The sequence below is a fragment of the Rhizobium sp. 268 genome, assembly GCF_036571585.1.
In the GTDB taxonomy this organism is placed as follows: Bacteria; Pseudomonadota; Alphaproteobacteria; order Rhizobiales; family Rhizobiaceae; genus Rhizobium; species Rhizobium redzepovicii.
Window position 1 is genome coordinate 373,420 of sequence record NZ_JAPPSO010000001.1, and the last position, 14,251, is coordinate 387,670.

Here is a 14,251-nt window from a genome sequence, read left to right on the forward strand (position 1 = left end):
TGGAAACGCTTGCGCCTTCATGGCGCCGAGCAGTTCAGATGAACCGCTGCAATCGCGCTGAACCTATATGGGCAGGCTTTAAATTTGTTTAAATTTGTGCGGCGCAACAGCGGCGGAGCCTGCGGATTATTGTGCCGTTTCCGGCGGATTGAGGATCAGAATGTCGAAGTCCTTGGCGGGATCGAAATCCTCTGCTGTCATCCGGAAGGTCGTCGGGCCGATCTTCTCGACATTGCTGCCGCAGAAGCTGATGAGGCTGCCGGGCTTGCCCTTGTCGATCGTCAGCTGGAAGCGCCGGATCGGCCCCGCCCAGTTGGCGCCGGTCGACAGTACATAGGAGATCCAGCTTTCGGTGTAGTTGGCGCCATTCGTCTCGGCTTCCGCGGCACGCTGCTGCGCGACCCGGACGAAGTCTGCGTCCAGGCAGTATTTGCGGGAATATTCCTCGAAGCGCTCGCCCTTCGGCTGGCCGTTTTCGAGAAAGCTGATGGCGACGGTGCCGCCGACGGCTGGCTGGTAGCGGTGCTCGACGCTCACTTTCTTCTTCGCGGGAAAAGTGGTGCGCCACCAATAGGTCGAGCGCAGCGTCCAGAGCGGCACCAGATCGGCCTCTGCCATCGGATAGATCAGGCCGCGGGCGATCCAATCCTTCCGGATGGTCTGGGGAAGTTTGGCGAGCGCGTCGCGGGTCTTGTCGCTGTAGGGCAGGACCGGAATGTTATTTTTGGCAAGTTCGTCGGTGACGTCGATGCCGAGCGAGACGACACGCTGCTGCAGCTTGGCGGTGATCGGCTTGCCGTCCTGCACGGTGGAGAAATGCAGGAAATTGTCGCTGTCATAATCTGCGATGGCGGAGTTGTTGTCCATCTGACCCGATATATCGGGCATCGGGAAGGCGACCAGGCTTTCGACATCCTTGTCGGACGTGTTCTCGAACACGTAATCGACCCGCACCTCAGAAGCGGAAATGAAGAGATCCTCTTGCACCATGCTGACATCGTCGGATTGGGCAAAGATCAGCCCGCCGGTCTTGACCTCGGCCATGGTATCGTTTGCCAGCGCCGGCGATGCGATCCCTGCCGCGACAAGAAGAGTGAAGAGCTTCAGCATAAAACACCCCCGTGCCTGCGGCCGCCCCGTAATCGCCGCGGCAGGATTATCGCCGAAAGCTTTCGAGGGTCAATGACGCTGTCTGGAACAAAATGCTTGCAACCGGCGGCTTTGCCGGTCATTCACAGCCGATGTCCGATCAAAACAGCCAACGCCTCGACCAACTTCTCGTCTCCCGCGGCCTCTTCGCCAGCCGCTCGCGGGCTCGCGACGCCGTGCAACGCGGCACCGTGCGGATCGCCGGCCAGGTGGTGACGAAAGCCGGCGCGCTCATCGGCGACGACGCCAATATCGAGATCGACGATCCGGCGCAGGACTATGTGTCGCGCGCGGCATTGAAGCTTGCTAGCGCCCTCGAGCATTTTCGGCTCGATCCCGCCGGCCATCGCTGTCTTGATATCGGCGCTTCCACCGGCGGCTTCACCGAGGTGCTGCTGCAGCGCGGCGCCGCGCATGTCACGGCGATCGATGTCGGCCATGGCCAGATGCATCCGCGCATTGCGGCCGATCCGCGGGTGACGAACAAGGAAGGCCTCAACGCCCGCCACCTGACGGCCGAGGATATCTGCAAGCCCGCCACATTCCTCGTCTCCGACGTCTCCTTCATCTCGCTGAAGCTGGCGCTGGCGCCGGCTCTCGATATCGCCGAAGCGGGTGCGGTCGCCGTGCTCTTGGTCAAGCCGCAGTTCGAGGCGGGGCGCGAGGCGATCGGCAAGGGCGGACTGTTGAAGGACCCCTCGTCCGCGCCCGCCGTCGCTGCGGAACTGGAGCGCTGGTTCATCGAGGATATGGGCTGGAAAAGCCTCGGCCTCATCCCCTCCCCGATTGCTGGCGGCGACGGCAATCAGGAATATCTTCTGGCAGGATCGAAACCGTGAGCACCGAAACCGTCACCATCGAAAAGCTCGGCGCCCAGGGCGACGGCATTGCCGGCAGCGCCGGCGGGCCAATCTATGTGCCGTTTTCGCTACCCGGAGAAACCGTGGCGATCGCCCGCGTCAAAAGCCAGGGCACGATCATGTCGATCACGACACCCTCGCCCGACCGGCAGGAGCCGCCCTGCCGGCATTTCGGTCCGGATGGCGTCAACGGCACCTGCGGCGGCTGCACGCTGCAGCACATGACCGATAGCCCCTACCGCGCCTTCAAGCGACAGCTGGTCATCGATGCACTCAGATCGAAGGGGCTGACGCCCGATGTCGGCGAGATCGTGCCGGCCCGGCCGGGCGAGCGCCGACGCGTGGTGTTTGCGGCGCGCAAGACCGAGAAGGACATGCTGATCGGTTTCAACCAGGCCGAAAGCCATCATATCGTCGCGATCGAGGAATGTCCGATCTCGTCGGCGGGGATCGTCGCCCGGCTGCCGGCGATCCGGGCGATTGCTTCAGCACTCGCGACCAATGCCGAACCCTTCCGCGTCTCCGTGCTGGAAACGCTGTCCGGCCTCGACATTGCGGTCGACGAGGTGAAGAAGCTCTCCGACCCGCAGCGGCGCAAGGCGGTCGAAACCGTGCTCAGCCTGCGCGGCATTGCCCGTGTTTCTCTGAACGGCGAAATCCTCATCGAGCCGTCGAAGCCGCTGATTGATTTCGGCGGCGTCCAGGTTTCACCGCCGCCGGGCGGCTTTGCCCAGGCAACCAAGCCGGCGGAAGAGGCAATGGCCGAGCTGGTGCTTGCCCATGCCGGCAAGGCCAAAAGGATCGCCGATCTTTTTGCCGGCGCCGGCACATTTTCGCTGCGGCTGGCGCGTGTCGGCCGCGTGCATGCTGTCGAAGCCGAGGCAAAGGCGCTCGCCGCCCTCGACCATGCCGCCCGCAACACGCAGGGGCTGAAACCGGTCAGCATCGAGAAGCGCGATCTCTTCCGCCGCCCGTTGATGACGCAGGAGTTCAAGCCCTATGACGCCGTCGTCTTCGATCCGCCACGCGCCGGCGCCGAGTTCCAGTGCAAGGAGCTTGCCCGCTCGAGCGTGAAGAAGATCGCCGCCGTCAGCTGCAATCCGCTGACGCTGGCGCGAGACCTCGCGATCCTCGTCGAGGGCGGCTACCGGATCACCGGCGTGACGCCGATCGACCAGTTCCTCTGGACCTCGCATGTCGAGGTGGTGGCGACGCTGGAGAAATAGGGGCTGCCGTCGGCTGCTCCCTCCGTATCAATGTCGAGGGGCGACGCCCCCTCTCTATTGGTCGCCGGATTCTTGTTCTTGACCAGCACTCAGCCGCATTGCCCGGGTTCCGAGTTTTGCACCCGTCACCGCATCGATGGCGATCGGCTCGATCTCCGAGCCCGTTTCGACATCGACATAGCGGGCGAGTTCGCCGTCGCAGTGGCGGTGCGCCCACGCCCCGATCATCATCAGCACCGGCAGGAAATCCCGGCCTGCTTCCGTCAGCACGTACTCCTCGCGGGGCGGTCGCTCGGAATAGAGGCGCTTTTCCAGCAGGCCATCGTCGGTCAGCGCCTTGAGGCGCTTGGTGAGCATGGTCGGGACGATGCCGAGGCTCTTCCTGAACTGGTCGAACCGGGTAAGGCCGGTATGGGCGTCCCGCAAGACCAGAATGCTCCACGCATCGCCCACAGACTTAAGACCGCGGGCCACCGGGCACTGGAGGATCGAAGTATTTTTCATTAGGTATCTTTTCGATAGTGACATGATATCTAAAAGATAGTAACACAGCGTCAGCCAATGATCCACTTCAAATGAGAGCTGACAGCATGATCGACAGAACCAAAAACATCGCCCTGGTCACCGGTGCTTCCTCCGGCATTGGCCTTGTCACCGCCCAAACCCTGGTGAAAGCCGGTTATCGCGTCTATGGGACCAGCCGCAAACAGGTTGCCGGCAAGCCCGGGATTACCATGCTGGTCTGCGACGTGACGGATAAGGCCTCGGTGGAGGCGATGATTGCCGAGATCATGCAACAGGCCGGCCGGATCGACCTCGTCGTCAACAATGCCGGGATCGGCCTGCTCGGCGGCGCGGAAGAATCGTCGATCGACCAGGCCCAGCGCCTTTTCGACGTCAATCTTTTCGGCGTCGCCCGCGTCGTCAATGCCGTGCTGCCCATCATGCGCAAGCTGAAGAGCGGCCGGATCATCAATATGAGCTCGATCCTCGGACTTATCCCATCCCCGTACAACGCCTTCTATGCCTCGACCAAACATGCGATCGAGGGCTATTCCGAATCCCTCGACCATGAAGTGCGCAACTTCGGCATCCGTGTCGTTCTCGTCCAGCCCGGCATCACCAAGACATCCTTCGAGGAGAACCTGACGCGCGTCGATCAACCTCTTCCCGTCTACGACTCGGAGCGGAGCCGGAGCGAGGCTCTGATGCGCAAGTGGATGGAGACGGGCGACGCGCCACAGGTGGTCGCCGACATGGTCGTGAAAGCCGCAACCGCCAAGAAGCCGAAGCTGCGCTATTCCGCCGGCAAGCAGTCGCGCCAGGTCCGCTCGCTTCGCCGCTTCCTGCCGGAGCGGCTGGTCGACAGCCTCCTGCGCAAGGTCAACGAGTTTCCTGCCTCCTTGTGAGTCTTTAATTTGGAACAGGTTCAGATCCCGGTCGACCTGGCCTAAAATCCGAACCTGTTCCAGGCGAAGGAAACCGCTTCCGAATGCGCAAGACCAAACGACGCAATCCCTATTATACCGGCCCGGTGTCCGATCATTTCGACGGCACGCATTTCTTCAATCCCGACGGTATCGAGCCGCTTGGTTTTCGCGATTTGCTGCGGTGGCAATTCGGCGGCGGCCGCCAGCCTTGGCCGAAATCGGTCCCAAGTCCATACGCGGCGGCCAAGCCGGATACACGTGTCGAAGGTGAGGATCTGCGGGTGACCATGGTTGGCCATGCAACCATGCTGGTGCAGGTCGCCGGGCTCAATATTCTCACCGACCCGGTGTGGTCGGAGCGCGTCAGCCCTTTCACCTTTGCCGGACCCAAACGCGTCGTCCAGCCGGGCATTGCGTTCGATGATCTGCCGCCGATCGATCTCGTGCTGATCTCGCACAATCATTATGATCACCTCGATATCGCAACGCTCAAGCGGTTGCATGCAAAGCATCGACCGCATGTGGTGACGCCACTCGGCAACGACACGATCATCCGCCGCGCCGTGCCCGATATGGAGACGACATCGATGGACTGGGGCGAACGCATCGCGCACGCCGGAATCAGCATCGATGCCGAACCCGCCCATCATTGGTCCGCCCGCGGCGGCGCCGATCGCCGGATGGCGCTCTGGGCAGCGTTCGTCCTCTCGACCCCGGCCGGAAAGATCTATCACATCGGGGATACGGGCTTTCATCACGGCGTCAATTACAAGGCGGCACAGCAGAGGCATGGCGGCTTTCGCTTGGCGATTTTACCCTTCGGTGCCTATGAGCCGCGATGGTTCATGAAAGGCCAGCACCAGAATCCGCAGGAAGCGGTGATGGGGATGAAGCTGGCGAATGCGGCCTATGTGGCCGGGCATCACTTCGCGACGTTCCAACTGACGGATGAAGCGGTCGACGCACCGGTAAGGGCGTTGCAAGAGGCAATGGGCGAGCACAATATTGCCGCGGACCGGTTCCGGCCGCTCAGGGCCGGCGAGGTCTTCGATGTGCCCATGCTCTAGCGACGCATGAAGGCTTCGAAGGCGGCCCGGGCCTCGGCGCTTTTCAGACGGGCGGAGAAGTGGCGGGCCTCCTCGTCGATGCGGGCGATGATCTCGTCCCTGTCGCCGCGGACGAGATCGCGGGCGATGCGCATCGCTTCCGGCGGTTTGGCGGCAAGCCGAGCGGCAGTCGCCAGCGTCACAATATCGACCTCGCCGGGTTCGACCACCTTCCAGATCAGACCGGCGTCCTTGGCCTCTTCAGCCGAGAAGGTTTCACCGGCCGCCAGCAGGGCGAAGGCGCGCTGGTGGCCCATCAGGCGCGGCGCAACGAGACTGGACCCCGCCTCCGGCACCAGCGCCAGATCGACGAAGGGAGTGCGGAACTGGCTGCGGTTCGAGGCGATCGCCAGGTCGCAATGGAGGTGGATCGTCGTGCCGATGCCGATCGCCAGACCGTCGACGCCGGAGATCACGGGTTTTTCGGCTTTCACCAGGGCATAGAGGAAATCGAGGATCTCCTGCTCAAGGCCGCCGCCGCCGACTGCGGCGGCAAGGAAATCGTTGAGATCATTGCCGGCGGAAAAGCAGCCTTCGGTGCCGAGGAAGGCGGTGGCGCGGATGGTCGTATCGGCATCGGCCGATTTCAGGGCATCGGCCATGGTGCTATACATGGCGCGGGTGATGGCGTTCTTCTTCTCCGGCCGGTTGAAGCGGATGATCTGGACGCCGGGATGTGCGGAAGGCTGCTCGACGATGATGTGATCGGTCATTGGATGTCCTCAGGCAAGCAGGATGCGGGCGGCGGCAAGGCTTGCCGCGCCATTGACGACGCGGTCGCGAAGGGCTGCGGTCTCGGCAAGCAGGTTTTCGGCGGCGAAGCGGCTAAGCGCGATGCGGCCCTCGCCCCTGCCATCGCCGCTTTCGGCGAGAGCACCCTTGGCGAGATAGCAGCCGGTGAGCACGAGGCCGAACAGGCGCTGATAGGGCGTCGCGCCCGAAAGCGCCTCGGCCGCCTTGCCGTCGGCAAGCATCTTCATGAGCCAGCCAGTCGCCGCTTCGAGATCTGAAATTGCTGCGTCGAGCCTGACTGATGTCTCGCCGAAACCATCGAGATTGGAGCGGCGGGCGCTATCGGCGATCTCCTTCAGCTCGGCGATGAAACCCTTCACCTGCTCGCCGGCGGAGAGCGGCAGCTTGCGGGTGACGAGGTCGATCGCCTGGATGCCATTGGTGCCCTCGTAAATCGGCGCGATGCGCGCGTCGCGCAGGTAACGCGCCGCACCAGTCTCCTCGATGAAGCCCATGCCGCCATGCACCTGAATGCCAAGCGAAGCGACGTCGACGCCGGCATCGGTCGAAAAGGATTTGGCGATCGGGGTCAAAAGCGCGGCGCGCTCCTGCCAGTGGCGGCTGACGTCGCCGGCCCGGTGGGACATGTCGATCGCGTGGGCGCAGGCATAGGAAATGGCGCGCGCGCCTTGGGTCAGCGCCTTCATGGTGAGGAGCATGCGGGCGACATCGGGATGTTCGACGATCGGGCTCATGCCGGCGCCGCTCCAGCCGGGCGCCCTGCCTTGGGTGCGTTCCTTGGCATAGGCGACAGCCTTCTGGGTGGCGGCCTCGGCGATCGCCACGCCCTGCATGCCGACGGCCAGGCGCGCATTGTTCATCATTGTGAACATGCAGGCGAGGCCCTTGTTCTCCTCGCCGATCAACCATCCCACGGCCCCCTTTTCGTCGCCGAACCGGCCGTCGCCATAGATCATCGTGCAGGTCGGCGAGCCGTGGATGCCGAGCTTGTGCTCCAGCGAATGGCAGAAGAGATCGTTCCGGGGCCCAAGCGAGCCGTCCTCGTTCACCAGGAATTTCGGCACCAGGAAGAGCGAGATGCCGCGAGTGCCGGCCGGCGCATCCGGCAGGCGGGCGAGCACAAGATGGATGATGTTGTCGGCCGCGTCATGCTCGCCCCACGTGATGAAGATCTTCTGGCCAAAGATGCGATAGCTGCCGTCGGCGCGGCGCTCTGCACGGGCCTTGAGCACGCCGAGATCGGAGCCGGCATGCGGCTCCGTCAGGTTCATGGTGCCGGTCCATTCGCCTGAGACCATCTTCTCCAGATATTTTTTCTTCAGCGCGGCGCTGCCATGGGTGCTGACCGCCTCGATCGCGCCCATTGTCAGCGTCGGGGCGAGCGCAAAGGCCATGGAGCCGGAATTCCACATTTCCAGCGCAGCGACGTTCAGCATATGCGGCAGGGCCTGGCCGCCGAAAGCTTCGGGCGCCGTCAGACCGTTCCAGCCGCCGGCGATCCAGCTGCGGTAGAGATCGCGCCAGCCATCCGGTAGCCTGACCTCGCCGCCTTCCAGACGGGCGCCTTGGCGGTCGCCGATGTCGGCGAGCGGCGCCACTTCCTCTGTGGCAAACCGTCCCGCCTCGGAGAGGACGGCATCGACCAGATCTTCGCCGAGATCGCCGAGAAGCCCTAGTGAAATCGCTTCGCCCATGCCGGCTACATGCTTCAACGTGAACGCGATTTCCTCGACGGGCGCCTTGTACATTGTTTCCTCCGCAGGACCGGCCTGCATCCCGCGCAAAGCCCTCCGGGGCAAAGGGCTAATTGATTTTTACGTAAACGTCAATTTCGATTTGCCGGTCTGCCATGCCATAATTCGACTGAAACGGCGCCGAGCTCTTGCACCGTCGCACAAACAGCCGTCATGAAGACTCTCTAGGGGGGAACCTCTGAAAACGACATCGCCTTCGCAAAGGATCGGCGACCAATGGATACATTGCCCGTCAACATACCCGGTTTCGTCTGGGCTTATCGCTTCTCCCCGGATGAAAAGACCGCAGTGCGGCTGAACAACAGTGCGACGGTGGCGGATCTGACCGCCGACAATTGTTTCTACTGGCTGCACCTCAACCTTGTCGACGCGCGTGTGCCGGCATTGCTCGACACACTCACCGGGCTGACGGAGGACGCGAAATCGGCGCTGACGACGCGCGACACGCATGCGACCATCACCGTCGACGAGCAGATGCTCTACGGCACGCTCGTCGACTGCCAGCGCGATTTCGCTGAGGATACCAACAATCTCGGCTGGCTGCATTTCGCCATGTCCGACCGCTTCATCATCACCACCAGGCTGCAGCCGCTGCGTAGCGTCGAGCGGGCGCGGACACTGATCGACAAGAATCCGGGCAAATTCTCGCGGCCGGTCGATCTGTTCGAACTGCTGGTGATCGAGTTTCAGCGCACGCTGATCGCGATCGTCATCGAGCTCACCGACGAGCTGAACCTGATCGAGGATTTCGTCTACGACAATGCGCCGCGCGACGAACGCCGGCGGCTGGCGCCGGTGCGACGAACCGTGGTCAGGCTGCATCGGCATCTGCGCACGGTGCTGGCGCTGATGCGGCGCGCCTCGGCAACCGACGAGGACGAGATGCCCTTCGGCTTCGACGACGTGGCGCGGCGGCTGACGAGCCGGCTGGAAACGGTCGATCACGACATCTATGCGCTGCAGGACAGGGCGCGCCTGCTGCACGAAGAAATCGATTCGAAACAATCCTCCGAAACCAACCGCCACCTCTATCTGCTATCGATCATGACGGCCTTCCTGCTGCCGCCGACCCTGGTGACCGGCTTCTTCGGCATGAACACCGCCAACCTGCCCTTCGCCGTCGGCGAGTACGGCACCGAATACGCCGTCGCCCTCATCGTCGCCTCGATTGCCTTTGCCTGGTGGCTGCTGCGGCGGGTGGATATTCTTTGAGGGTGAGAGGTGCGGTGGGCGTGCTGAGTTTCTCCACCATACGTTGCGGTATCTATCACAGGGCTCACCCGTCATCCTCGGGCTTGGGGAGGCCAACATGGATCCTCGGCTCAAGGCGGAGGATGACGGAGGGCGGGGTTACGTTCGGCCAAACTCACCGTCGGCACAACGCAATTGCGCGACGCTGCGCGTACCCCACCTCGCCCGGAACGGTTCTTGCACGGTTACTAATACATTTACCGTGGGGAGACCAATTGTCATGGAATGGTGCATATCCGAAGAGTTTGTCCCTCTGATGCTCGTTGTGAGTGGGCCGGAAAAATACAAGCTTGTTGCAAGCCTCGTACAGGCTGCCGAGATGCTGACGGTTGGCTGGCCAATCGACGATGGAGACGAATATCTGATTGCGATCAGGGCGTGCCGGGCTGCGATCCATGGGGAAATTTCAGCGCAGGACGCGCGAGCAGCGCTCATCCGTGCCGCCGACGAAGCTGGCATTTCGGTGATAACAGCCGTTCACTGAGTTTCGCAGCCGACGATGAAATGGTCCACGGGCTTTCATGCCAGCGCCCTCTCGTTCCGCTGCATGCGCAGGTCCATGAGTGATTGCTGAGTCCCTGCGCATCGCATCTCGGGCCACGGGCGCTTCTGACCCGGATATCTCGCGGAATTAGGCGCAGAGCTTACCCCCATCCCCCGTCATCCTCGGGCTTGACTTGAGGATAACGGGAGGCGGGGTGATGTTCCGGCCAACTCCTCGGCCGAAGCAACTGGCGTCGCGCTTGCCCTACCTCACCTCAATACGGCGAATAGCACTGCTGGCGCGGGCCGTTATAGGGCTGGAACGTATTGTCGTAGGCGCGATAGGACCGGTAGCGGCTGGCGCACCAGGCGACGTGGCTTGAACCCATGCGGGGCGCGGGGGCGACGTAGCGCGGCTGGGCGACAACGGCGCCGCCGATGACCGCGCCGGCGCCGAAGGCGGCGAGCGGATACCAATAGCCGTTGTAGTGACGATAGCCCGGGCGGTAATAGGAATATCCGCGATATCCGCCGTAATAGCCGGGGCGGTAATAAGCGCCGGGGCGATAGCCTGGCCGGTAATAATCGCCGCGATAGTAGCGGCGGTATTGAACGTTCTCGACGGTGGAGGATTTTTCCACCTGCGGGGCGGTCGGCATCTGGATTGCCTGCGACGGCACGAAGCCTGTCAGAACCACGGCGGCAGCCAGAACTGCAGTCGCGATCTTGTTACTCAAACCGAACATTCTTCTCTCCCATTCAGCAGCGATAACCGCCTGCTCAGCAACGCTTTCGTGCCGGAATGGTTCCGAAAGCGGCCGGGGCCCGGCTGCTTTCGTATTTTTAAAGAAATCGATCTGAACCGGGCATTAACCGGGGCGAACCACCTTCAATGCCTCACGTCCGACGTGTGTTCAGGCCACGGCGGAGATTTTCGCCTGATCGCCCTGCAGACGGTTGACCATGAAGTTCGAATACCATTCGAGGAACTGCATGACGCCGCCCTCGTGCAGGGAAGAATAGGGGCCGGGTTCATAGGCCGGAGAGTGAATGCCGAAGGCGTTCTCTTCGACGATGCGGCGATCCTGGTCGTTGGTCTCGGTCCAGACGTGGGTCAGTTCCTCGAGATTGTAATCCACGCCTTCGACGGCGTCCTTGTGGACGAGCCATTTGGTCGTCACCGCCGTCTCGTTGGCGCTGAGCGGCAGCACCCGGAAGGAGATGGCGTGGTCGCCAAGCAGGTGGTTCCACGTCGTCGGATAGTGGAAGAGCAGCATGGTGCCGATATGGCTGATCGAGATATCGTCGGCGAGCGGACGATTGACCGCGCGCTTGCCCGACATGGTGTAGCTCTCGGCATCTTCGATCAGCGGCATGCGGGCGGTGCGGAATTGGCCGTCCGGCGAAATCTGGAATTTGCTCGGCAGGCCGGCGGCCTCGCAGCGCGCCCAATGGCCGGCGATCTCCGGATCGTCGGCGCCGCCATCCGTGCCGGTGACGCTCGGGGCTTCGGGATAGGTGCGGCAGAGTTCGGGATGATTGGCGGCGCAGTGATAACACTCGCGGTTGTTTTCCCAGACGAGCTTCCAGTTGCCCTTCTCGATGATCGTGCTCTGGAAGGCGACCTTGCTCTCGCTGATCCGGTGCGGCGCGACATAGGGCTCGATCTTGTCGCGCACCGGCTGGAAGTCCGGAGCGGTGTTGGCAAGGCAGATGAAGACATAGCCTGCGACGACTTCGCAATGGACGGGCTTCAGGTTGAAGCCGGTCTTGTCGAAATCATCGCCCATGTGGCGGGCGAAGGCGAGCTTGCCTTCGAGATCGTAGGTCCACTGATGATAGGGGCAGACGAGACGCACGGAGGAGCCGTGCTCCTTGGTGCAGACGCGCGAGCCGCGATGACGACAGCTGTTGTGGAAGGCGCGGATGACATTGTCGCGGCCGCGGACGACAACGACGGGATAGGTGCCGATCTGGACGGTGAAATAGGCGCCCGGCTTCGGCAGTTCGCAATCATGGCCGATGAACAGCCAGTCGCGATAATAGATCATCTCCATGTCGAGCTGGAAATAGTCCTCGTCGATATAGAACGGCCGTTCGAGGCTGAAGCCCTCCCGGCGGTTCTTGAGCTGACGCAAAACGTTGCTGCGAATATCCATCTTCATGTCCTCGTGCACCCGGTTGCCGCCCTTACGCAGAAGGCCGGCGGAAGCGCGCCCGCTTCCTTCTCCTTCGGGAGAATTGTTCATGGCAGCCATTTAATCATCTGGGCTGGCTGCCGCTCGGTTGTAATGCGACATCGGCTTCGAAATTGACGACAGGATGCAAGCGGCCCGTCCAGGTCGTTCGCATCTGCCGACTCTGCAGCAATTATCGTCAATTGCGACATGGCGTAAAGACCCGCTGCGTAAGAGGTAAGCCGACCGGGATAGAAGTCCGTCGCGTTTGCGACATCTGTCGGCATTTGCCTTTTGGCCGGCCGGCTGCCGGGTGATTTTAACATCGCCTTAAGCATACCGCCCTATCCTACTGTTGATTCAGACCGAGCGAAGAACGCGAACCATGGCCAAACTCCGTTATTTCGACGCGAAAGATGCAAGCAGATCGCAGGAGCCGCAGCTGGTTGCCGCGCATTCCGAATTCCTGCGCACCGGCCGCATTCCCCGCGAGCGACGGCACTGGCTGGCCGAGGAAAAGCGCTATTTCACCCATGACGAGGTCGCCGCCAAAACCGGCCGCAAGCTGCAGGTGGCCGGCGAGAAGACGCATCAGCACATCAACGGCTTTCACCACTCGATCCAGTTTCCGAAAATGATCTTCCATCGGACGCTGGAGGACAGCCCGCATCTCGGCTATTGCCACGTCACCGCAGCACGAACGAAGTTCGCTCACTACGAAGAGGTCAGCTGGGCCTTCTACATCGCCAATTTCTATTCCGACATCGGCGAGAACGACAACTTCTTCGAACGGATCGATGTCGGTTATTCCCGCATGTATTTCGCCGTCGCCATCAAAGCGGGCGAGAATTCCCAGGAAAAGATGACCATCGACCGGTCGGTGCGCGGCAACGGCCTGCTGTTCCGCACCCATGATCCGCAGGCGGCAATCCGCAACATCCTTCTGCTTGGCGCCCGTAACGAACAGCTGCGCGAAATCATCCGCCAGCTGTGACGCCCACCAATGGGTGAGGCAAACATCGCGATTGATCGCAGGCAGCGGAAAGCCTAATGACTGCCGGGACCAAAGCATCGGGCAGCACATGGCACGCATCATCGATATAGAGGCAGACAGGCGGGCAGCACTTGAAGCGGCCTCAGCCGCTCTTGCCGACGGCTTTGCCATCGCCATTCCGACCGAAACCGTCTACGGCCTTGCCGCCGACGCCACCAATCCGGCGGCCATCACCCGCATCTACGAAACCAAGGGACGGCCGCGTTTCAACCCGCTGATCTGCCATATGGCCGACCTTGCCATGGCCGAAGAGCATGCCGAATTCGATCGTGTCTCGCGGGCGCTCGCCGCAGCCTTCTGGCCCGGCCCGCTGACGCTGGTGCTGCCGCTGAAACCGCAAAGCCCGATCCATTCGCTGGCGACCGCCGGGCTCGACAGCGTCGGGGTGCGCGTGCCGAAAGGTTTTGCGGGCGCCCTGATCGGCGCCTTCGGGCGGCCGCTCGCAGCCCCCAGCGCCAATACCTCAGGCGCGATCAGCGCGACGAGTGCGGCTCATGTCGAGGCCGATCTCGGAGCGAAGGTCCCGTTGATCCTCGATGCGGGGCCAAGCACCGTCGGCGTCGAATCGACGATCGTCAAGGTGGAGGGCGACCGGGTAAGGCTGCTGCGGCCCGGCGGCCTGGCAGCACGCGAGATCGAGCGTGTCGCAGGCCGGCCGCTGCTCAGGGCGAAAACGGCATCGGCGGCGATCGAAGCACCTGGTATGCTTGCCTCGCACTATGCGCCCGGCGCCTCCGTGCGTCTCAATGCGACGAGGGTCGAACCCGGCGAAGCGCTGATCGCCTTCGGCGGCGCGGCAATCTCCGGCACGAACAGCGCCCGGATCGTGCTTGATCTCAGCCCGCGCGGCGACCTTGCCGAGGCGGCGGCCAATCTTTTCGATTATATGAAGCGGGCCGATGCCAGCGGGGCTTCGAGCATCGCCTTCTCGGCCATTCCCGAAGAGGGGCTCGGCGAAGCGATCAACGACCGCCTGCAGCGGGCGGCGGCGCCACGCGACTGACAGAC

General features: G+C 62.5%; 14 protein-coding genes. 8 read left to right on the forward strand and 6 right to left on the reverse strand.

The features are described from left to right. Positions 1-126: 126 nt before the first annotated feature. The gene (locus OS035_RS02025) at positions 127-1,110 is read right to left on the reverse strand and encodes a DUF4424 domain-containing protein (protein WP_097624062.1); all 984 of its coding nucleotides are present in this window, start codon (positions 1,108-1,110) and stop codon (positions 127-129) included. A 92-nt stretch (positions 1,111-1,202) separates the two neighbouring features. On the opposite strand from OS035_RS02025, the gene OS035_RS02030 reads away from it, so the two are divergent. After that, positions 1,203-1,988 carry a TlyA family RNA methyltransferase gene (locus OS035_RS02030; RefSeq protein ID WP_310803971.1) on the forward strand — a complete coding sequence of 262 codons (786 nt, stop codon included), beginning with the start codon at positions 1,203-1,205 and terminating at the stop codon, positions 1,986-1,988. Further along, complete coding sequence (locus OS035_RS02035) at positions 1,985-3,235, forward strand: class I SAM-dependent RNA methyltransferase (protein WP_097624061.1); 1,251 nt, start codon at positions 1,985-1,987, stop codon at positions 3,233-3,235. Before OS035_RS02030 ends, OS035_RS02035 begins: the two co-directional genes overlap by 4 nt. A 54-nt stretch (positions 3,236-3,289) precedes the next feature. Here OS035_RS02035 and OS035_RS02040 read toward each other — a convergent pair whose 3' ends face one another. Then, on the reverse strand, positions 3,290-3,739 hold the full coding sequence (locus OS035_RS02040) for a winged helix-turn-helix transcriptional regulator (RefSeq protein ID WP_097624060.1): 450 nt from the start codon (positions 3,737-3,739) through the stop codon (positions 3,290-3,292). A gap of 86 nt (positions 3,740-3,825) precedes the next feature. Between OS035_RS02040 and OS035_RS02045 the strand changes: the two genes are divergently transcribed. Continuing rightward, positions 3,826-4,644 carry an oxidoreductase gene (locus OS035_RS02045; protein WP_183777277.1) on the forward strand — a complete coding sequence of 273 codons (819 nt, stop codon included), beginning with the start codon at positions 3,826-3,828 and terminating at the stop codon, positions 4,642-4,644. An 83-nt stretch (positions 4,645-4,727) separates the two neighbouring features. After that, positions 4,728-5,732, forward strand: a complete 1,005-nt coding sequence (locus tag OS035_RS02050) for an MBL fold metallo-hydrolase (protein WP_331813319.1) — start codon at positions 4,728-4,730, stop codon at positions 5,730-5,732. Here the strand turns inward: OS035_RS02050 and OS035_RS02055 are convergent. Continuing rightward, positions 5,729-6,484, reverse strand: a complete 756-nt coding sequence (locus OS035_RS02055) for a crotonase/enoyl-CoA hydratase family protein (RefSeq protein WP_183777275.1) — start codon at positions 6,482-6,484, stop codon at positions 5,729-5,731. The genes OS035_RS02050 and OS035_RS02055 overlap by 4 nt on opposite strands. Positions 6,485-6,493: 9 nt before the next feature. Next, positions 6,494-8,272 carry an acyl-CoA dehydrogenase gene (locus OS035_RS02060; protein ID WP_097624056.1) on the reverse strand — a complete coding sequence of 593 codons (1,779 nt, stop codon included), beginning with the start codon at positions 8,270-8,272 and terminating at the stop codon, positions 6,494-6,496. Between the two features lie 222 nt (positions 8,273-8,494). On the opposite strand from OS035_RS02060, the gene OS035_RS02065 reads away from it, so the two are divergent. Then, on the forward strand, positions 8,495-9,490 hold the full coding sequence (locus tag OS035_RS02065; RefSeq protein ID WP_310803975.1) for a transporter: 996 nt from the start codon (positions 8,495-8,497) through the stop codon (positions 9,488-9,490). Between the two features lie 259 nt (positions 9,491-9,749). Further along, the gene (locus tag OS035_RS02070) at positions 9,750-10,013 is read left to right on the forward strand and encodes a DUF982 domain-containing protein (protein ID WP_097624054.1); all 264 of its coding nucleotides are present in this window, start codon (positions 9,750-9,752) and stop codon (positions 10,011-10,013) included. A 274-nt stretch (positions 10,014-10,287) separates the two neighbouring features. Here the strand turns inward: OS035_RS02070 and OS035_RS02075 are convergent, their stop codons facing one another. Both OS035_RS02075 and OS035_RS02080 read right to left on the reverse strand, forming a co-directional pair. Continuing rightward, positions 10,288-10,758 (reverse strand): BA14K family protein, encoded by a 471-nt coding sequence (locus OS035_RS02075; RefSeq protein WP_131711363.1) that lies wholly within the window; start codon positions 10,756-10,758, stop codon positions 10,288-10,290. Between the two features lie 168 nt (positions 10,759-10,926). Further along, positions 10,927-12,171, reverse strand: a complete 1,245-nt coding sequence (locus OS035_RS02080) for an aromatic ring-hydroxylating oxygenase subunit alpha (protein WP_097624179.1) — start codon at positions 12,169-12,171, stop codon at positions 10,927-10,929. Positions 12,172-12,574: 403 nt separating this feature from the next. Here OS035_RS02080 and OS035_RS02085 point away from each other — a divergent pair, with 403 nt between their 5' ends. Together OS035_RS02085 and OS035_RS02090 are read left to right on the forward strand one after the other, a co-directional pair. Further along, positions 12,575-13,183 (forward strand): DUF6656 family protein, encoded by a 609-nt coding sequence (locus OS035_RS02085; RefSeq protein ID WP_003588182.1) that lies wholly within the window; start codon positions 12,575-12,577, stop codon positions 13,181-13,183. Between the two features lie 88 nt (positions 13,184-13,271). Next, positions 13,272-14,246, forward strand: coding sequence for an L-threonylcarbamoyladenylate synthase (locus tag OS035_RS02090; RefSeq protein ID WP_331813320.1), 975 nt, complete (start codon positions 13,272-13,274; stop codon positions 14,244-14,246). Positions 14,247-14,251: the final 5 nt, after the last annotated feature.